The following is a 19,652-nucleotide window of genomic DNA, read 5'->3' as shown; positions in this document are numbered from 1 at the left end:
GCTTGTAGTCTTAGGGCGCATATATAAGGGCAGGGCCCGGACGCTTCTGGCGTCCGGGCCCTGCCCTTATATGTACCTCTATGGAAGGGAGGTGAATCCTCCCCAACCCCAGCCCACTTGACTGCGGCTGAGCCACCCGGAGGTCCCGTTGCCTGGGTAGAGGAAGAGGTTGCCGCCCGCATCCCTGGCCAGGACGTCGTTCTTGCCGTCGCCGTTGAAGTCGCCCGGGCCGAGGATTGCGGTCATGGCGCTCCAGCCACTTCCAACCTGGAGCCTGTTGAGCCAACCTCCGGTTCCGTTGCCGGGGTACAACCACAGGATGCCCGAGGTGTCCCTGGCCAAAACGTCGGTTTTGCCGTCCCCGTTGAAGTCCCCGGTACTGAGGATTGCGTTCATTGCGTTCCAGCCCGTTCCGACCTGGACGCTGGAGGCAAATCCGCCAGTGCCGTTGCCACGGTAGAGCCAGAGGACGCCGGCCGAATCCCTGGCCAGGACGTCAGCCTTTCCGTCGCCACTGAAATCGCCGGGGGCCAGGATCGTTGTCATCCCCTGCCATGCGGTGCCGGCTTGGACCCGCGTTTGCAGGCCGCCGGTGCCGTTGCCGGGGTACAGCCAGAGGACGCCGCCGGTGTCCCGCGCCAGCACGTCGCTGCGTCCGTCCCCGTTGAAGTCCTTGGTGGGGATGATGATATTCAGCGAGTTCCAGCCGGTTCCCACCGATTGTTGTGCCAGCCACCCGCCGGATCCGTTGCCCGGGTAGAGCCACAAAGTGCCACTGTTATCCCGTGCCAGGACGTCGTTCTTGGCGTCGCCGGTGAAATCCTTCCAGGTGGCAGTTGGCGGTACGGCCACCGTGTAGTTCTGCGTGACGATTGCCGAACTGTTGTTGGAGACATCAACTGCGAAGTACTTCAACGTCATGGCCGCTGTCAGGGTGATGGCGGAGGAGTACTTGTTGGCAGCGGTCGCCGTCGGGTTGGTGCCGTTGGTGGTGAAGTAGATACTTGAGCCCGGTTCGTTGGTGGTCAGCGTAATCTGCTGGTTTGCAGGGTAGCTGCCGCCAGGCGGGGTTGCGGTTACCACCGGGGGCGTGGCGTCCAGGATGGTGTAGATCCTGGTCGTTACGGCCGACGCGTTCCCCAGGGCATCCACGGCCACCGCTTTGACGGTGGTGTTGGATGTGAGCGGGAAAGCTGCGCTGTACGCCTTGGTCGTGCCGCTGACCGATGTGGCTGGTGGGGTGCCATCCGTGGTGTAGAAGATGGTCCCCGCTTCAGTGGCAGTTATGGTGACCTGCTGTCCGGAAGCGTAAGCTCCATCGACGGGGGAGATGGTCACGGAAGGCGCGACGTTGTCCAGGACGTACGTTTGGGTGACGACCGATGAGGTGTTTCCGGCTGTGTCCCGGGCAAAGTACTTCAGCGTCATGGACGTCAGGGGGATAGGCCCTGAATAAACCGGGCTGGAGGTTGTCGGCGTCGTTCCGTCAGTGGTGACGAAGATCGTAGCCGCTTCATTGACCGAGAGATTGATGGTCTTGTTGGCTCCGTAAGTACCTCCAACAGGGTCAGCCGAAACTACCGGCGGCACCGTGTCGGGAGCGAAAACGGTCACATTCCTCGTCGCCGTGGACGTGTTTCCCGCGCTGTCCCTGGCTTCCACTGTGAACGTTGCAGGCCCGCTCGGAACGTCTGTGTAGACCTTGGGCGATGTGCACTCGGTGAAAGCGTTGGAGCCCAGCTTGCACCTGAAGCCCGCAATGTCCGGAGACGAGGAAGCGAAGGTGAAGGATGGCGAAATGCCTACCGTCGCGCCCTCTACCGGTTCAGTGACGGTTACCAGTGGAGCCGTAAGGTCAGCCGTCACGGTAACCGACGCGACGGGGCTGATGTTGCCAGCCATGTCCGTCGCCCGTACACCCAGCACGTGTTGGCCCGCGGTTGCGAGGTTGAAGACATAACCGTTGCTGCAGGCCGTGAAGACGGTGGTGGAGTCCACGGAACAACTGAGGGTGGAGTCCGGATCCGAGGTGACCCCCAGGACGGGCTTGCCGTTGACCGTCGACCCGGCAAGGGGTGAGGTGATCACTGGCATGCTCGGAGCAGTCACATCGATCGTGAAGGAACGTGAAACGGGCAAGCCTGACGGTGCGGCCCGTACCGAGAACGTGTAGGCGCCGTTGGCCAGGGCGGTGGAGGGTGTGAAGGTTCCACCCGTGCAAACCTGCCATACCGGCGTTGCAGCGCTCAGTTGCAAGCTGCAGTCAAGTGCTCCGCCTGGAGGGGTGGAAGCGACAGTGAACGTCGGGGTCGAATCGTTGGTAAATGCCGGGTTCGCGGCCTGGGTTCCATTGGCCGCCGTCGGGCCGCTGATGATGGAGGGGACCACGCCACCGAGCGCGAGCAACCTGCCGCGTTCGCTCGGCTTGGCGGGGTCAAGCAGCCCGGGATCTTCCATCACCAGCAACTTGCCGTCGCGCATGGCCAGGCCACCAACTTTGCTAAAGCCCAGCGCCCATTGGTTGTCCACGGTGTCCGTGCTCAAGTCGATACGTGAGATGGTGTCCTTGCCGGCGTCGGCCGTTGTGGTCCCACCGCCCGTTCCCGTGTAAAGCACCAGCGGCGACTGCCAGTCATAGTAGATCGCAGTCGGCTTGCCGACGTTGTAGAGCGGCGCGGGCACGAAATTTGTGAGCACACCGTCGTCGGGCGCCGTGAAGACGGTAAGCCCGGATGTCTCGGCCACGTACACCACAACGTTGCCGGCGCTGTTGCGGTGCGTGGCGGCCAAGCCCAGGGACTTCGAATTGACCGATGCGATGGATTCGATGCTCGGGTGCAGGGCCGTCGGGTCCACTATCTTGACGATGGACCGCGCGTTGGCAAACGACAAGTAGATATTGCCGTCCGGTCCGTCACTGACGGCATTTGGCCTGAGGTCGCTGTCGAAGATCGTCAAGGAACCGTTGTAATCGAAGACTGAGGTGGCTTTGTTCCAGCGGGCGCGTACGACGTCGGAACTTCCGACGGCGGCATCCGGCAGGAACGCGATTTCGTCGCCACTGCCAGCGGACGCAGGTGTCGGATCAATCATGGCCGGGGTTCCGGCCAAGGCAGGGCCGTCCTTGTGTCCGGGGAGGGTACCGCCAAGGCAGGTAGAGGTTTCAATGCCTCCCGCAGTACTTCCGGTGGCTTCGGTCACCCGACAGAAGCCCGCGCGGGCGTCAGAAACCCACAGCCGGCCCTTGGGGTCAACCACTGTTCCTGAGGCTTGCGTGAGGCCAGTGGCCACGGTTTGACGGGCTTGGTCCGCGAAGGCCGGTCCGGCGGCCAGCACACCTGTCAGGGCTGCTGTGGCAAGACTGGCGGTGGCAAGGACCGCAGTGATCTTGTGTTGACGCCGTCTTGTACCCGCTCCATGGCGGACCGAGTTACGGGAGGTTGGATGAGAGGTTCTTGAGCGACCGGCGAAGGCAAGACATGCCAAACCAAGCTGAAGAACACTGCGATTGCGCGTGTCCACCGAGGGATCCCCACTTCATTCGGATGCTCCCCAGCTCCGCATGCATTGGTTATTCGCCCCACACCGTTTCCGGTTGCGTCTTAGTACATCTTGCACCAATTTCCCCATTTGTCACTAGTGGATCGGGGAAACTGTCCACATGGCGTCCAATTGGCGCCAGGAGTGCTTGACCCATGGGGGCCGGCCCCGCACGATGGTGATGGAGGTTTCAATGCGCAAACTGTTGGTGATTGCAGTGCCCCTTGTGATGCTGCTGGCCGGCTGCACCACGCCCTTGCCACAGCCAACTCCGTCGGCCACTGCCTCACCCTCGGCAAGCGTCAGCGCAAGCGCCCAACCCAGCCAGCCGCCGTCGGAAGTTTCATCGCCGCCGACGGTTTCCACCAGTGAGCCTGCTGAAACGCCTGAACTTGGCGGCGACGACGAGCCTGGCCGCTACGCATACCGCTGCGGCAGCCTGGACGCGTCGCCTGAGGTCCAGTTGTCCAGTTTGGCTGAGGTGTGGGCAGCCACCAACTACACCCGGATGGCATCCTGCGACGTCAGCTATGAGGGCGGACAGCCCTTTGAGCCAACTTCCGCGGAAGAACAGGCAATTTCCACGGTGACCCCTGGTGCCCGCCCCGAGGAAGGGCTTGCCGTGATGCTGGAGGTACTGCGTTTGTGCACGCGGGTCAGCGATGAGACCGGTCCGGGGGGTTTCAAGGAAGCCGGGCACGAGGCATTGGTTGCCGCTGCCGCGTTTTGTCCGGACGCGCCCCAGGCGAAGATCATCAAGGGGTGGGCGGACGGCACCAGGACCGGCGCTCCGCAACAGTAGGTTCCTGCCTGTGGGACGTCGCGTAAGCGGTCCTTCACACGTCTGAAAAGAAATGCCGTGACAAATCCAGGATTTAGGGGATGATGTACTAAGACGCAGCCGGAAACGGCTTGGGGCGAATAACCAATGCATGCGGAGCTGGGGAGCATCCGAATGAAGTGGGGATCCCTCGGTGGACATGCGCAGGCGCAGTGTTCTTCAGCTCGGTGTGGCAGCAATTGCCTTGACCGGCTGTTCAGGAACCAATACAAAAACGTCCCAACTCTCTGGCCTGGATCTGGCGCCTGTTGTCGCCACGGACAATAAGGTCGCCGTCGAGCGCCCTGAGCCGAAGATCCGGTATCAATTCACTTGTACGGCCGAAGACGGCAGCCTTATAGGCAAGTTCTCGAGCCTGGACGAAGTGTGGGCTTCAACGCGGTACATGCACATCGCCGACTGCCAGGTGACTTACGTCGGCAGCGGACCGCTTGTGCTGACGCCTGAGGAAACTGCAGCAGTAAATGCTGCGGTTGCTGCGGGGGCTCCTCCCGGACAGGCATCGGAGCTCTGCCTGCGAATCGTGAGGGCATGCACCCGCACGGATCACAGAACCCTCCCGGCCGCCTTGGCTGCCTACGGTGTGCCTGTGGTGAAAGGCGCCTTGACGCTGGCGCCAATGGCTCCGCAGGCGGCTCTGTTCACCCGTTGGCTCAAGACCGCTGTGGTTGGCTGACGCGCTGCACGGATTGGGTGAACCGGCCCAAAATGGCTAAACGGAACACCACTTTCATATGTAGTTTCGTCATCTTTATCCACACTAAATTGCGGGCCCACATGGTGTAATGAAGATGGTCCCGCGCATTGGCATTTCAACGTTTTCGGGAAGCTGACTTTGTTTGGTGGCAAACGAAGGTCACCCGTTGCGCACAATCGAGGAGTGATCTTTTATGGCGTTTCGAATTGGAACTGCAAGCGCTGACATAACGCCGTCGCTAAGCACCAATCCCTACATGGCGGGATACGGTTCCACGGACGGTGGCCGCGAGGCAACAAGCAGCTCGCCTTTCGAGCCCCTGTATGCGCGGGCCATCGTGATCTGGGAAGATGCGAATCCGCACATCATCATCAGCCTGGACGTCCTGGCGTTGCCGAGGGCCATGCATCAGAGGATCCGCGACAGGATCATCGGACTTTCCGGCTGGGCCAGCAGCGACATTCTGATCCAGGCCACCCACACCCATAACGGGCCCGTCCTGATCGATACCCTCCACCCCTATATGGCCTACGGCTTGTCCGATCTCGGGTTGGTTCGCTCCTACAGCGCCGACCTTGAAGACACCATCGTGGATCTGGCGCAGGAAGCCTTGGACGCTGACGAAACGGCGGTGACTTTCGACTACAAAGTGTCGAGCCAGAATTTCGCTGCGAACAGGGTTGGCCTGCCCTATACCGAGACTGCTGTTCCCATCCTGGTGGCCAGGCGTTCAAACGGTACCCCGGCTGCCGTGATCTTCAGCTATGGGTGTCACCCCATCAGCGCGGGGCTGCGCACATTGTTCGACGGAGACTTTGCGGCTGGCGCTTGCAACTACATCGAGAACAGGAACGCCGACTGCTTTGCGATGTTTATCCAGGGTCCCGCCGGTGACCAGGATCCTGGGGGAGTCCGTAGTTGGGAGCTCAGGGACCAGCACGGCGATGCCCTGGGGGCGACAGTGCACAACAACATGCAGTCTGCTGGCCGGGCGCTGAGTGGACCGTTGGTCACCCGATACCAGGAGGTCCAACTGCCTTTGGACATTACACCCACGGCGGGCAATCTCGCTGCCGTGAGGGCAGCGTACGTGGCCAGGCTGGCGAACCCCAACGGGCAGCCCCAGTGGTACCAGCGCCATGCCCAAGTGATGATCGGGCGCATTGACAGCAACAGTGTTGCTACTGCCGTTCCTTCGCCGTTCCAGGTGTGGAAGTTCAATGGCAGCCCACAGTTGAAGATTGCCATGATCGGCGGTGAACTGGTCAGTGGTTATGCCGCCTACTTCCGGAACAATAATGGCGGAACCAACGGAATCATCGTGGGTGGATACGCGAATGAGTCGTGCTGCTATATCCCCAGCAATGAATTCTTTCCCTCGTCCATGCCTTTGGGAAGCTATGAGGGCGGATGGGAGCCTGACTTCCCGGGCATTGCCGGTGGTTCAATGACCGTCTATGGGCATATTGCGCATTTCAAAGCGGGAACCAACGGAGTGGAAACCACACTCATCAATGCCATGAATTCTTTGTTGGCCTAAATCGCTCACAACGCCCGTACGCATTAAGGGCCAGCCAACTATTGGCTGGCCCTTAGCGCGTGGGGAGTTTCGCTCACATAGTTTCAGGGTGCAGCCGGCGCCAAAATTGTCAGCCCGTTCCAGCCTGTCCCGATGCGTGTCGCCGTACCCCAGGCCTTGTTGGCGCCAATGGGGTAATACCGGAGTTCCCCAATGGTGGTCCTGGCGATAATGCCTGTGGAGCCCGCGCCGGCAAAGTCGCGGACTGCGCCAAAGCTCGAAATGATGTTCCACCCGGTGCCTTCGAGTGTTGCGGCGCCGGGCATGAAGTTCCCCGTGCCGTTTGAGCGGTAGAGAATCAGATCCCCCGTGCTGGTTTTGGCCAGCAGGTCGGCGTTGGAATCTTTGTCAAAGTCGGTCTGAATGATGTCCAGGCCGGTCCAACCCGTGCCGATGGAGACTCCCGTGGAGACAGTCTTGCCGGAGGCGTTGTTGAAGTAGTACAACCGGCCGCTGGAGTCGTAGCCAACGATTCCAGGGTGGGCGTCTGCCTTCTTCCATGTTCCAACAGTCAGGGTCCATCCCTTCCAGTTGCTTCCAAGGGCGATGGGCGCTCCGAAGCCCTTGCCGTTCCTGCCCGGGTAGACGTTCAGGCGTCCATCGGACCATTGGGCCACGACGTCCAGCGCGCCGTCGCCGTTCCAGTCCGTTACGAATCCTGCGGTGAGGCCCGCCCAACCTGTCCCTATAAGTTCCTGCGGCAGCAGCGCTGTGGTGCCTGTACCGGGGTACCGGTAGAGATTGGCATCGGGACGGACTGCCAAGACGTCCTCCGGGTCTACGCCGAGCGTTGTGTCAACGTCCAATGCAGCGCCGCTGATGAGGCTGGCGTCATTCCATCCCAGTCCGATGAGGCTCCGGTCGCCCCAACTTCCCGAGTATGCGGGGTAGTAGTAGAGGTCGCCGTTGGCGGCCCTCGCCTGAAGTCCTTGCGAGTCGGCTCCTGTGAAGTTCGTTGAGGAACTGACGGCTGTCATGCCTCCCCAACCCGATCCGATGACCCGGCTTGGTTCACTGTAGAAGTTGCCCGCCCCGTTGGAGCGGAACAAGCGCAGTGTGCCGTCCGCGGTTCGGGAAACGATGTCCTGGTTGCCGTCGCCGTCAAAGTCGATCTGGTTCAGCTGGTGGCCGCTGAAACCTGTTCCGATCTGCACCCCGTTGCCCAGGCCTCCACCTCCGGTGTTGGGGTAGCGGTACAAGGTGCCTCGGGAGTCCTGTCCAATGACTCCCGGATAGCCATCCAGGAAGTTCCACCACCCAACAGTCAGCGACATTTCCTGCCATCCTGAACCCACTTGGATAGGAGCATAGAACCCCCCACCTGGAGCACCCCGGAAGACTTTAAGGGTCCCGTCTCCCCACTGGGAAAGGATGTCTTGAACGCCGTCCTGGTTCCAATCGACGACGAACAAGGACTTGGCTCCCGCCCATCCGGATCCTATTCTGACCGGCCCCGTGATCCGTCCGCTGCCGTTGGCCGGGAAGACGTCCAGCTGGCCTTCAGCGTTCGTGGTGAGGATATCGGCCCCCGATTTGACCGAAGGGTTGGAAGGGGTTCCTGTTCCACGGGCGAACGTACGCAGTTGGTCATAGCTGCCATTGAAGATGTTCGAGTCACCTTCGAAGGGCCCCGTGCTGCTGTATTGCCACATGGAGTAATTTCCCCAGCTGACCGGCAACGTTCCGGGCGAATTGGTGGGGTTGTTCCAATAGGAGGCAATCCAGAGCGGGTAGCTTCCAAAGGTGCTGTTGCCTACGCAGGTGTTCCACCAGTCGGTGGTGCTGTAGATAACCGGGAACCGCCCGGTCAAGGCCTTGACAGTGTTGCCGAAGTCGGCTGCCCATTGTCCCAACTGGGCCTTGGACATGTCATAACAGGTATTGCCGAAATAGAAGCCGTTGATGGTACGTCCGGCGTAGGGGTTGTACTCGATATCCAAAACGGGCGGCAGCGTAAACCCGTCCGCCGACCAGCCGCCTCCGTTGGCCACGAAGTACCTTGCCTGGTCCGCCCCGGAGGACCAGTTCGGGATGGCGAAGTGGTAGGCACCGCGAACCATGCCTACACTCCGGGAACCGTCGTACTGCTGCGTGTAGTTCTCGTTGAGGTAGTAGTTTCCTTCGGAAGCCTTGACGTAGGTCCACCGGGAGCCCTGGCTCCACTGGCTTTGCCAGTCGACGTTGCCCTGGTGTGCGCTGACGTCCTGGCCCTGGATCCCCACGGTGGGTCGCCAGTGGCCCTGGTCTGCTGCCATCGGAACCATGGACTGGACAGCGGCCCCCACGGACTTGCCTCGGGCAGGCGCGGCGGCCTCTTTGTCCTGTTTGCTTGTCACGACCCTGGGGGAGCGCTGGCCCATTTCGGCGCCGCCCGCTGGAATGGCAGCGCGCATGGCGGCCTTCATGCTTTCGGCGTCGGGGGCGTTGCCTGGCATTGCCTTGGTTTGCGTCCCCTGCGCTTCGGCCTTGCTGGAGGGATCCGCGGCAGGCGCGGACGACGGACCGGGCGAAAGTTCGACGCCGGTGATCGGCGCCAGCTGGTCGGGCAGCTTCCCTGGCTCAGGGGTGTTTTCAGCAGGAGCTGGTGCCACGCCGTTTCCAGCCGGTTGGGGCCCTTGTCGTGACCCAGATGACTGCGATGTGGGCGCCGGCTGCGGTCCGGGGGTCTGTGCCCATGCGGGCGCACCGAGGAAACTGCCTGCGGTAAGCGCCAGGGTGAGCGCCAGCCCAGCCCGCATCATGGAGGTGTGCCCGACCGGGTCCATCGAATTTCGTTTCATCATCACATCCGGCCCTGAACCGCGGCTCCGCGGTGCATGGTGTGGCTTAGGGACAAGCTCCGGGGCGCCTGCGCGTGAGACCAAAGGCCAGCTCCTAACGGGCTTTACCCTAACATTCTGAGACAGGAGTGACTAGTGGGATTCAGGTTGCTCCCGTGACAGAAGATTCGAAGTTATCCACATGCCGCCGCCACTGGCTTGAGGCGGCCCCACGGCTGGGCCTAGCGTAAGTCACTCGAGATGCGCCTCTCGTTTACGCAATCGTGACCATCGGGGAGAGATGTGGATGCTGTAAAGATCGTCGAGGGGGAAGTCCGGGAGCTCATCCGGCGTCGTGGTCTGGATCCGCTGGAACAAGCTGGGGATGTCCGCAGCCTGGTGGAGGCGGCGGTCAACGACTACGACGAGCGCGCACTCCTGGCCCCACTGCCTCCTCTGGGCCACCTCGAGTCGGCCCGCCGCAAGATCTACGACGCCGTTGCCGGCTTCGGGCCGCTGCAGCCACTTCTGGACGACGACTCGATCGAGGAGTTGTGGATCAACGCTCCCCATGAGGTCTACGTCGCCCGTAACGGCGAATCCGAACTAACCACACTGAATCTCAGCGAGCAGCAGGTCCGGGACCTTGTCGAGAAAATGCTCAAGACTTCGGGTCGCCGGCTGGATTTGTCGTCGCCCTTCGTTGACGCAGCGCTCCCCGACGGATCAAGGCTCCATGTCGCGATCCCTGACATCACCCGGAAGCACTGGGCTGTGAACATCAGGAAGTTCATCGCACGGGCCAGCAGGCTTGAGCATCTGGTTGAGCTTGGCAGCCTGACCCCACAAGCAGCACGATTTTTGGGCGCGGCGGTGGCCAGCGGACTCAACATTCTTGTCTCGGGAGCCACCCAGGCGGGAAAGACCACCATGCTCAATTGCCTGGGGGCACACATCGGTTCACGCGAACGCGTCATAACGGTTGAGGAGATCTTTGAACTCCAACTGCCGTTGAGGGACGTCGTTGGCCTTCAATGCCGTCAACCTAACCTGGAGGGTGAGGGCGAGATCCCGCTTCGGCGGCTGGTCAAGGAAGCCCTGCGGATGAGGCCGGACAGATTGATTGTGGGGGAGGTCCGGGAAGCCGAAAGCCTGGACATGCTGATCGCGCTGAACTCCGGCCTGCCCGGGATGTGTACCGTGCACGCGAACTCGACCCACGATGCCGTAACGAAGATCTGCACGCTGCCACTGCTTGCCGGAGCGAATATTGCCAGCGCGTTTGTGGTCCCCACCGTGGCGTCATGCATTGATTTGGTGGTGCACTGTGGCCGGCATCCCACCGGACGAAGGCAAGTGACAGAGATCCTCGCTTTGGGACGGAGGGTCGAAAACGGGATCATCGAATCCTCCGGCGTCTTTGGGATGGCAGCGGGCCAGCTGCAGCCCCGGCCGAACGCGATGCCGGCCGCGGAGAAGTTCGCCCGCGCCGGATTCGATGTATCCGCCCTGTTGGAGGTGAACTGATGGCGCCGCTGCTTGGAATGCTGTGTGGTCTGGGGCTTTTCCTGATCTGGTGGTCCACATGGGACCAGCCAGCATCAGGGCCAAGGAAAAACAAGCGTCGTCGCCTGGACCAGTTGCTCCTGTCCGCGGGGATAGAGAAGGTGACAGGGCCCGCCTTACTTCTCACCTGCGGGGGGTTCGGCCTTGCAGTAATGACGATCTTCTTCATCACCACAGGGTCGCCGGCCGTTTCGTTATGCTTTGGCTTGTTCGGCTCCTGGACTCCCTTGGCAACCGTCCGGTGGAGGGCGCGAAAGCGACGGGCAGCGCTTCGCTTACTGTGGCCAGACGTTGTTGACCACTTGCGCTCAGCCATTCGCGCCGGCCTCGCCTTGCCTGAAGCACTCATTCAACTTGGACACAAGGGACCGGAGGAATTGAGGGCGCTTTTCCTTGACTTTGGCGCCGACTACCGGTCAGGCGGGCATTTTGAGGCTGCCCTGAACAGGCTTAAGGACCGCCTCGCGGATCCGGTAGCCGACCGCATCGTGGAAGCCCTTCGAATGACCCGCGAGGTAGGTGGATCCGACCTCGGCAGGATGCTGGGCACATTATCTGACTTTCTCCGGGACAGCGCCCGGACCAGGAGTGAGCTTGAGGCCAGGCAATCGTGGACCGTCAATGCAGCGAGATTGGCGGTAGCTGCACCGTGGATTGTCCTGGTGGTGATGGCCAGCCGGCCCGAGGCGATGGCGGCATACAACTCGGGCATGGGAGCAATGGTGCTCCTCGGCGGCTTGTTGGTTTCGGTGTTCTGCTATTCCCTGATGCTTCGTGTTGGTGCGCTGCCTGATGACGAGCGCGTTCTTCGATGAGCGCGTCAACCGTCCTGGCCGCGTCTTGCGGCGCCGTCCTCGCCTTAGGTTGCTGGCTGATTCTGAAGCGTCTGCCGTTCTTGCGTCGGATGACTTTTTCGGATCGCATTGCTCCGCAGTTGAAATCCAAGCGTCTTGAATCACGTCTGCTGCTTTCGACAGAACAAGACCTCACGCCGTTTGGGTCGTTGGAACGGATTCTTCGCCCTTTTTTCCGTGATGCAGTGTCCTTTATTTCCAGGTTCAATATCGGCACCGGCGCTGCGGCAAAGAGGCTTGCCCGTTCCGGCTCCACCAAATCAATCCTTGATTTCAGGGTCGAACAGATTCTTTGGTCCGGCGGAGGCCTGGTCCTGGCGTTGCTGGTCATCGCAGTCCGCGCCGCCGCCGGTCAGTTCAATCCCGCAGTGTCCTTCGTTTCAGTTCTCGGAGGCACCCTCAGCGGCTATGTGCTCCGTGATTACGTGCTGGGACAACAAATAAGACGACGTGAGAGGAGAATGCTGTCCGAGTTTCCGAGCCTTGCAGAGCTGATGGCCTTGGCCGTCGCAGCAGGGGAAAGCGCGCTGGGAGCAATGGACCGTGTGAGCCGCAGTTCCCAAGGGGAGCTCTCCAACGAGTTCGCACTGATCCTCGCGGATGCCCGGTCCGGCAGGCCGCTGCCCGAAGCCCTTCAGGCCTTCTCCACTCGTTCGGAGCTACCTCCACTTGTCAGGTTCTTCGATGGTTTGGTGGTTGCCGTAGAACGCGGAACACCACTGGCAGAGGTCCTTCGGGCGCAGGCCGCTGACGTCCGGGACGCCGCCAAACGGGAATTGATGGAATCCGCGGGACGAAAGGAGATAGCCATGATGGTTCCACTCGTTTTTGGGGTGTTGCCCCTGACGGTTCTCTTCGCCGCTTTTCCTGCCGTCGCGGCCCTTCAGATGAGCCTCTGAAGCCGGTCCCGTCTGCCCTCGCCCTCGAGGCCGCGGCATCAACGGCCCAGCCCGCGGCATCACGCCGCGTCACCTTTCACAACATCGCATCAAGATATCGGGGAGAACCATGAAAACAATTGCCATCAAGTGGTCCAATGTGTCAGTACGTGCGCTTGCGTGCCAGAAGGTGCTCATGGAGGGCACGCGCAGGGCAACGCCTCGGCCAGGGGAACAAGAACGCGGTGACGTGCCTGGTTGGGTAATGATCACATTAATGTCCGCGGTCCTCGTAGCAGGACTTCTCGCTCTGGCGACCCCTGCCTTGAACGACTTGTTCAATCAGGCCATGGCCAAGGTGGGCAAGTAGGAGGGATGCCGGGATGGTCCGTATCCTCTGATCTCCTTCACCCGTCGGCAACCGGACGAACCCCCAGGGAAGAAGGGGCGGCTGTGGTCGACTTCGTGATGGTCGGAGCCCTCCTGACGTTGCTTTGTATGTCAATCATCCAGCTCATGCTCGTCGTTCACGTGCGTAATACGCTCATTGACGCGGCGGCCTCGGGAGCACGGTACGGCGCTCTGGCGGATCGAACGTCCTCGGATGCCGAAGCCAGGACGGCAGAGCTGATCAGTACCGCATTGAACGCCGGTTTCGCCCGGGACATCACCACGAGCGAAGTGGAAGTCGATGGCATCCGCACATTGGAGGTCTCCGTCAAGGCGCCCATGCCGGTTCTCGGGTTGGTTGGACCTGACGGACTGATGGAGGTGCACGGCCATGCTGCGCTGCCTGGTTGATTGGGTGCGATCGTCGGCGAAAACGCTTGGGGCGAGGTGCCGCATCGTCGTGTGCTCACCCGAAGTGACGGCGGAAGGTCAGCCCGGCTCCCGAACGCTCCACGGACAAAGGGGGAGCGCCGTTGTCGAGTTCACCTTCCTGGCCGTCTTGCTGATGGTGCCACTGATTTACTTTGTGGTGACTATTGGGCAAATTCAGGGCGCATCGTTTGGCGTGGTCGGGGCGGCTGACCAGGCCGCCAAGGTTTTCGTGGATCAGGGCGATCCTGCAAGCGCGAGGATTGCAGCCGAGCAGTCCGTTGTTGTGGCGTTGGCTGACTATGGGCACACCCCTGATCAGGCGACCGTGAAGATTTCCTGCGATCGCGAAAACTGCCTGGCGGCTGGGGCAAGTGTGACCGTAACCGTGCTTCTTGATGTTCCGCTTCCCTTGGTGCCATTTGGAGACAGCCTCCACCTGAGCGCCAGCAGGCTGACTGCCTCGGCAACACAGATAGTGGGAAGATACCGATGACCACGGCAGGAACCGTAAACCCGGACCGCCCGGGCCAGCCACACCGGGATGATGGGCAAATAACTGTGCTCTTTCTCGGATACGTGGTGTTGGCACTTCTCCTGGCCACGGTTGTCATGGCCGCCTCCGCGATGTACTTGGAGCACAAGAAACTCTTGTCCCTGGCGGACGGAGCTGCGCTCGCTGCTGCGGACTCCTACTTGGTCGATGACCTGCAGGGTGGGACCGTGCCTGCGGTGTCGCTCGTGGATGAACGCGTGCAGGCGGCAACGGAGTCCTATCTTGGAAAAAGCGCGGCCTTCGGTAGCTACGACCATTTGGAGGTCGGGGAGGGAACCGGAAGCGAACCGGGCGGTACGGCGGTTGTGGTCCTCAGGGCCATCGCGCACCCGCCGGTGGTCAGTTTCCTGATACCCGATGGGATCGTTATCGAGGCACGGGCAACCGCGAGGTCGAGGCTTACCCAATAATCTCAAGGCTTACCCAGTAATGAGGGCAGGAACAGATGGCGGACAGACAAGGGAGCCCGATGCATAGCGTACGCTGGGATAACCATGGCTGAAATAGATTTTCCCGCAGAAATCCGCGCACTTCGAGCAACCTACGGCTCCATCGAGAACGTCACTGACGTCGATGCCCTCAAAGCTGAAATCGCTGAATTGAGCGAGCAAGCCGGAGCGCCGGACCTCTGGGATGACCCCGCCTCTGCGCAGGTGGTGACGTCCCGCTTGTCCCACCGGCAATCGGAAGTCGAACGCCTCGAGAAGCTCGCATCAAGGATCGACGACCTCGAAGTCCTGGTGGAACTGGGCCAGGACGAGGGCGACGAAGCCTCGATGGCTGAGGCCGCCAAGGAACTGGCTTCCATCCGCAAGGCGCTCGCTGAGCTTGAAGTCGTTACGTTGCTCTCTGGAGAGTACGACGAACGTGAGGCCGTAGTGACCATCCGGGCTGGAGCGGGAGGTGTGGACGCCGCCGACTTCGCGGAAATGCTGATGCGGATGTATTTGCGATGGGCGGAACGCCATGGCTACCCAACCACAGTGATGGACACGTCCTACGCCGAAGAAGCCGGCTTGAAATCGGCAACATTCGAAGTCAAAGCCCCATATGCCTTCGGCACTTTGAGCGTGGAAGCCGGCACCCACCGCCTTGTCCGCATCAGCCCGTTCGATAACCAGGGGCGCCGGCAGACATCATTTGCTGCTGTCGAGGTCATTCCGTTGATCGAGCAGACAGATTCCATTGAAATTCCCGACAACGAGATCCGGGTCGACGTCTTCCGGTCTTCCGGTCCGGGCGGACAGTCGGTCAACACCACTGACTCGGCAGTGCGGTTGACGCACATTCCCACGGGCATCGTCGTTTCCATGCAGAACGAAAAGTCGCAGCTCCAGAACCGGGCCGCCGCAATGAGGGTGCTGCAGTCCCGATTGCTGCTGGTTAAGAAGGAACAGCAGGACGCCGAGAAAAAGGCCTTGGCCGGGGACGTCAAGGCATCATGGGGCGACCAGATGCGTTCGTACGTTCTCAACCCGTACCAAATGGTCAAGGACCTGCGGACCGAACACGAAGTGGGCAACACCTCGGCAGTGCTTGACGGCGACATCGATGACTTCATCGATGCCGGAATCCGTTGGCGCACAGGTAACCGCAACGCAGCCGCCAGCTCATAAGTAGGGGCCCGTCAGGGGGCTCCCAGACTGGTCCTTTATTCCGCGACACGCCCCTGAAAGCCGCAGAATACTGGCCTTCCCGTGCGTATAGTCGAGTGGCCGGTGCTCTCACTTCCCCCATCGAAAGCCCGCGCTCCGGCTGTTGGACTGGGCGACTAATGTCATGTCCGGCGGGGTACTAAGGGCCATGATCAGATTTGAGAATGTCACCAAGGTCTACGAGCAGAATGCCCGACCGGCGCTCGATTCTGTCAGCCTTGAGATCAACCGCGGCGAATTCACGTTCCTTGTGGGCGCCTCGGGCTCGGGCAAATCCACTTTCCTGCGGCTGATCCTCAAGGAAGACAAAGCCTCCGCCGGATCCGTCTATGTTGCCGGCCAGAACGTTGCCAATATTTCCAGCTGGCGTGTTCCCAAGCTGCGGCGCGGGATTGGGGTGGTGTTCCAGGATTTCCGCCTCCTGCCGCAAAAAAACGTCTTCGCCAACGTAGCCTTCGCAATGCAGGTCATTGGCAAGAGCCGTTCCATCATTCGCGAAACCGTTCCCGAGGTCTTGAAGACCGTCGGCCTTGAAGGCAAGGAACGGCGTATGCCCCATGAACTCTCCGGTGGTGAGCAGCAGCGTGTGGCGATCGCCCGCGCCGTCGTAAATCGTCCCGGGATCCTTCTCGCTGACGAACCGACCGGAAACCTGGACCCCATTACTTCGATGGGGATCATGGGCGTCCTGGACAAGATCAACCAGAATGGCACCACTGTGGTCATGGCCACCCACGACGACGACATCGTGAACGAAATGCGACGCCGCGTGGTGGAACTCAAGAATGGAAAAGTCATTCGCGACGAAGCAAAGGCCCTGTACACGTCCATGATTCCGGTGGTGGGCGAGTCGCGCCGTCTCCGGGACGCCAGTGGCGAGGAACTCGACCGCGCGCAGGGGGCACAGCTGTGAGGCTCCTTTTCATCCTTGGGGAAATCGGCAGTGGCCTGCGCCGAAACTTGTCCATGGTGATTTCCGTCGTCCTGGTGACCTTTGTTTCGCTGACCTTCGTTGGCGCTGCCGGAATGCTGCAGATGCAGATCAACCAGATGAAGGGCTACTGGTACGACAAAGTCCAGGTAGCCGTATTCCTCTGCAATGACGGCTCGACGGCGGTCGGCTGCGCTTCCGGCCCGGCGACGAAGGAACAGCAGGAAAACCTCCAGTCCATGCTTGAGTCACCTGCGGTCAAGCAGTACATCAACGACTTCCAATTTGAATCCCAGGCTGAAGCGTACAAACACTTCAAGGAACAGTTCTCCAATTCCCCAATCGTTGATTCGGTGTCCGAGGACCAGTTGCCCGCCTCTTTCCGCATCAACATGAAGAACCCCGAGAAGTACCAAATCATCAGCGAGACGTTCTCCTCCCAGCCCGGAGTCGAGACCGTCAGTGACCAGAGACAGGTTCTGGAGCGCATCTTCTCCTGGATGAACGGGGCGTCGGTGGCGGCGGTGGGTGTAGCTGCGGTGATGATTTTCTGTGCGGTACTCCTTATCACCACCACCATCCGGTTATCGGCCTTCAGCCGGCGCCGGGAAACCGGAATCATGCGGCTGGTGGGGGCGTCCAAGACCGTCATCCAACTGCCGTTCATCCTCGAAGGCGTCATAGCCGCCGTCGTTGGAGCCGTTTTGGCCTCTGTTACGCTTTGGCTGATGGCCCACTTCTGGCTCAACGGCGACCTCTCAAAGCAATTCCTGAATACTCCCTTTATCTCCTCGACGCAGGTCCTGGTGATTGCGCCAGTGTTGATCGCACTGGGTGCGGGCTTGGCGGGGATCTCATCGCTGTTGACCCTCCGGCGATACCTGAAGGTTTAGCCATGAAGAGCCGGCCCCTCGGATTTACCACTGCTGCAAGCGAAAAGGATTCCTGATGACCACGTTGGACCCGAACTCCCTGCGTCGGCGCTTTGCGTCCGGCCAGGCGCGGATGCTCGGTGCTGTCCTCGCCGTCGGGCTGGCCGTCAGTCTCCTCTCGGGAGCGCCCGCAGCGCATGCGGACAACCTCGAGGACCAGCAAGCGGCGCTGGAAGCAGAAGCTGCCCGCGTTCAGGCTTCCTTGGAATTCGTTGATTCCAATATTGCCAAGGCAGCAGGGGACCTGGTGATCTACCAAGGCCGCCTCCCCGGCGCCCAGCAGGCATTGCTGGAGGCACAGGGCCGGGTTGCCAGTGCCGTCAAGGAAGTCGAGGCCCTGGCAGCCAGGGTCGAACTCGCCCAGCAGAACAAAGCCAAGATCACTGAGCAGCTGGAAAACGACAAGCAGAAAATCACCGATACCAAGAAACTGATTGGGCAGATCGCGTCACAGGCTTATAAGTCCGGTGGTGTGCCGACGAATGTCGCCCTTTTGTTCGGGTCCAGCGAGTCCGGCAACCTGACCGAGTCCATGGATCTTGCCGATCAGGCCATGCGAAGCCAAAACGCGGCCATGACCAAACTGACCCAGCAGAACGCCACCAACGTGAACTCGCAAGCAAGGCTTGTTGCGGTGGAGGAAGAAATCCAGGACCTGAAGGCCAAGGCGGACGCTGCGCTTGAGCGGGAGAAAGCCGCGAGGGACGAGGCCGCCAGCAAGAAGGCCGAAGTGGACAAGCTGATCGAGGACACCACGCGCCTGAACGCACAGCTGCAGGCAGCAAAGCCGGGGATTGAAGCAAACCTCTCCCGGGTGAAGGCAGAGCAGGACACCGTTGCGGCCGAGATCGTGGAGCGTGACCGGAAACTGCGCGAAGCCTGGGAAGCAGAACAGCGCCGGCTCGCCGCGGAGGCAGAAGCCGCAGCCGCTGCAGCAGCAGCTGCCGCCGGAAAGCCGGCCCCTCCTGAAACGCCTTATGTCCCGCCGGCTGCCGGCTCGCCGTCGGCGTTTGGCTTGCGCCATCCCTTCGCCAGTTACGTTCCGATCACCTCTGGTTTCGGATGGCGTGCGACGCCGCCCGGTACCATCGATTTCTACGGAACCGGCGGCTACATGCACACCGGTATCGACTTCGGCGCCGCCTGTGGAACGCCTGTCTACGCGGCCGCGGCGGGCGAGGTCTTCAACTCAGGTTGGAACTCGGCCGACGGCGGCGGGTGGCGCGTCAAGCTTTCGCATGGAGTGGTGCAGGGCAACTCACTGACCACCATTTACTACCACAACAGCAGCATTGTGGTGGCGAACGGGCAGAGGGTCGCGCAAGGCCAGCTCATTGCGTATTCGGGCAGCACCGGTAACTCCACGGGTTGCCACGCCCACTTCGAAACATGGCTGAACGGTACTGCAGTGGATCCCATGACCCTGCTCTAGGGTCCGGCGATGTGCCCGCGCTGGCGTACACTGGTTCAAATCCGCATCTAACAAGGAGTTCTACCGTGCCCAAGGAAAGTGGCCGTAAGGTAGTGGCCACCAATCGGAAGGCCCGGCACAACTACCTCGTCCTTGACACCTACGAAGCCGGCATCGCGCTCATGGGGACAGAAGTGAAGTCCCTTCGCGAAGGTCATGCATCGATGGTTGATGGGTTCTGCACCTTCTACAACGACGAGTTGTGGATGGAAGGTATCCATATTCCCGAGTACAACCAGGGGAGCTGGACCAACCATGCCGCGCGCCGGCGTCGCAAGCTGTTGCTGCACCGTGAAGAACTGGACAAGATTTCGCAGAAGATCCGCGAGTCCGGTTTCACAGTGGTTCCGCTGCAGTTGTATTTCCTGGACGGACGGGCCAAGGTGGAAATCGCCATCGCCCGCGGTAAGAAGGATTACGACAAACGGCAGACCCTGCGCGAGCAGCAGGACAAGCGTGAATCCTTGCGTGAGCTGCGCGAACGCAACCGCCGGTAGGAAAACGCCCGGCGGTAGCGGGAATGACATGGCTGCTGAATGCGTTATGATAGGTAGTCCGACACGAGCTCGAAAAG

General features: G+C 61.0%; 17 protein-coding genes. 15 read left to right on the top strand and 2 right to left on the bottom strand.

Annotated features, from left to right (window positions below):
• Positions 1 to 78: 78 nt before the first annotated feature.
• The gene (locus PJL15_RS10705) at positions 79 to 3,522 is read right to left on the bottom strand and encodes a chitobiase/beta-hexosaminidase C-terminal domain-containing protein (RefSeq protein WP_281451124.1); all 3,444 of its coding nucleotides are present in this window, start codon (positions 3,520 to 3,522) and stop codon (positions 79 to 81) included.
• Between the two features lie 211 nt (positions 3,523 to 3,733).
• On the opposite strand from PJL15_RS10705, the gene PJL15_RS10700 reads away from it, so the two are divergent.
• The 3 genes from PJL15_RS10700 to PJL15_RS10690 all read left to right on the top strand — a co-directional run bounded on the left by PJL15_RS10700 (position 3,734) and on the right by PJL15_RS10690 (position 6,618).
• Positions 3,734 to 4,342: a hypothetical protein gene (locus PJL15_RS10700; protein WP_281451123.1), complete on the top strand. Its 609-nt coding sequence runs from the start codon at positions 3,734 to 3,736 to the stop codon at positions 4,340 to 4,342.
• 178 nt (positions 4,343 to 4,520) lie between these two features.
• Positions 4,521 to 5,057, top strand: coding sequence for a hypothetical protein (locus tag PJL15_RS10695; protein ID WP_281451122.1), 537 nt, complete (start codon positions 4,521 to 4,523; stop codon positions 5,055 to 5,057).
• 214 nt (positions 5,058 to 5,271) lie between these two features.
• Positions 5,272 to 6,618, top strand: a complete 1,347-nt coding sequence (locus PJL15_RS10690; RefSeq protein WP_281451121.1) for a hypothetical protein — start codon at positions 5,272 to 5,274, stop codon at positions 6,616 to 6,618.
• Positions 6,619 to 6,701: 83 nt separating this feature from the next.
• Here the strand turns inward: PJL15_RS10690 and PJL15_RS10685 are convergent, their stop codons facing one another.
• Positions 6,702 to 9,248, bottom strand: a complete 2,547-nt coding sequence (locus tag PJL15_RS10685; RefSeq protein WP_432443812.1) for a GH25 family lysozyme — start codon at positions 9,246 to 9,248, stop codon at positions 6,702 to 6,704.
• A gap of 471 nt (positions 9,249 to 9,719) precedes the next feature.
• On the opposite strand from PJL15_RS10685, the gene PJL15_RS10680 reads away from it, so the two are divergent.
• The 12 genes from PJL15_RS10680 to smpB all read left to right on the top strand — a co-directional run bounded on the left by PJL15_RS10680 (position 9,720) and on the right by smpB (position 19,575).
• Positions 9,720 to 10,943 (top strand): CpaF family protein, encoded by a 1,224-nt coding sequence (locus PJL15_RS10680; RefSeq protein WP_281451119.1) that lies wholly within the window; start codon positions 9,720 to 9,722, stop codon positions 10,941 to 10,943.
• On the top strand, positions 10,943 to 11,797 hold the full coding sequence (locus PJL15_RS10675) for a type II secretion system F family protein (protein ID WP_281451118.1): 855 nt from the start codon (positions 10,943 to 10,945) through the stop codon (positions 11,795 to 11,797). The genes PJL15_RS10680 and PJL15_RS10675 overlap by 1 nt, the downstream gene beginning before the upstream one ends.
• Positions 11,794 to 12,735, top strand: a complete 942-nt coding sequence (locus PJL15_RS10670; protein WP_281451117.1) for a type II secretion system F family protein — start codon at positions 11,794 to 11,796, stop codon at positions 12,733 to 12,735. The genes PJL15_RS10675 and PJL15_RS10670 overlap by 4 nt, the downstream gene beginning before the upstream one ends.
• A 109-nt stretch (positions 12,736 to 12,844) precedes the next feature.
• Positions 12,845 to 13,084: a hypothetical protein gene (locus tag PJL15_RS10665; protein ID WP_281451191.1), complete on the top strand. Its 240-nt coding sequence runs from the start codon at positions 12,845 to 12,847 to the stop codon at positions 13,082 to 13,084.
• A 5-nt stretch (positions 13,085 to 13,089) separates the two neighbouring features.
• Positions 13,090 to 13,515: a TadE family protein gene (locus PJL15_RS10660; protein WP_281451116.1), complete on the top strand. Its 426-nt coding sequence runs from the start codon at positions 13,090 to 13,092 to the stop codon at positions 13,513 to 13,515.
• Positions 13,496 to 14,029: a hypothetical protein gene (locus PJL15_RS10655; RefSeq protein ID WP_281451115.1), complete on the top strand. Its 534-nt coding sequence runs from the start codon at positions 13,496 to 13,498 to the stop codon at positions 14,027 to 14,029. The genes PJL15_RS10660 and PJL15_RS10655 overlap by 20 nt, the downstream gene beginning before the upstream one ends.
• Positions 14,026 to 14,499, top strand: coding sequence for a pilus assembly protein TadG-related protein (locus PJL15_RS10650; protein WP_281451114.1), 474 nt, complete (start codon positions 14,026 to 14,028; stop codon positions 14,497 to 14,499). The genes PJL15_RS10655 and PJL15_RS10650 overlap by 4 nt, the downstream gene beginning before the upstream one ends.
• 84 nt (positions 14,500 to 14,583) lie before the next feature.
• Entirely contained in the window at positions 14,584 to 15,705 is a 1,122-nt protein-coding gene (prfB, locus tag PJL15_RS10645; protein ID WP_281451113.1) for a peptide chain release factor 2, read from the top strand.
• 187 nt (positions 15,706 to 15,892) lie between these two features.
• A complete protein-coding gene (gene ftsE / locus PJL15_RS10640) occupies positions 15,893 to 16,657 on the top strand; it encodes a cell division ATP-binding protein FtsE (protein WP_018776402.1) in 765 nt (254 codons plus the stop codon).
• Positions 16,654 to 17,568, top strand: a complete 915-nt coding sequence (gene ftsX, locus PJL15_RS10635) for a permease-like cell division protein FtsX (RefSeq protein WP_281451112.1) — start codon at positions 16,654 to 16,656, stop codon at positions 17,566 to 17,568. The genes ftsE and ftsX overlap by 4 nt, the downstream gene beginning before the upstream one ends.
• A 55-nt stretch (positions 17,569 to 17,623) precedes the next feature.
• A complete protein-coding gene (locus PJL15_RS10630; protein WP_281451111.1) occupies positions 17,624 to 19,039 on the top strand; it encodes a peptidoglycan DD-metalloendopeptidase family protein in 1,416 nt (471 codons plus the stop codon).
• A gap of 65 nt (positions 19,040 to 19,104) precedes the next feature.
• Positions 19,105 to 19,575, top strand: coding sequence for an SsrA-binding protein SmpB (gene smpB / locus PJL15_RS10625; RefSeq protein WP_281451110.1), 471 nt, complete (start codon positions 19,105 to 19,107; stop codon positions 19,573 to 19,575).
• Positions 19,576 to 19,652: the final 77 nt, after the last annotated feature.

Origin of the sequence: Paenarthrobacter nitroguajacolicus, from assembly GCF_029952445.1 — a bacterium.
Taxonomy (GTDB): Bacteria; Actinomycetota; Actinomycetes; order Actinomycetales; family Micrococcaceae; genus Arthrobacter; species Arthrobacter nitroguajacolicus_B.
The sequence above is the reverse complement of the archived record's forward strand: the minus strand, read 5'-3'. Positions and strand labels throughout refer to the sequence as shown.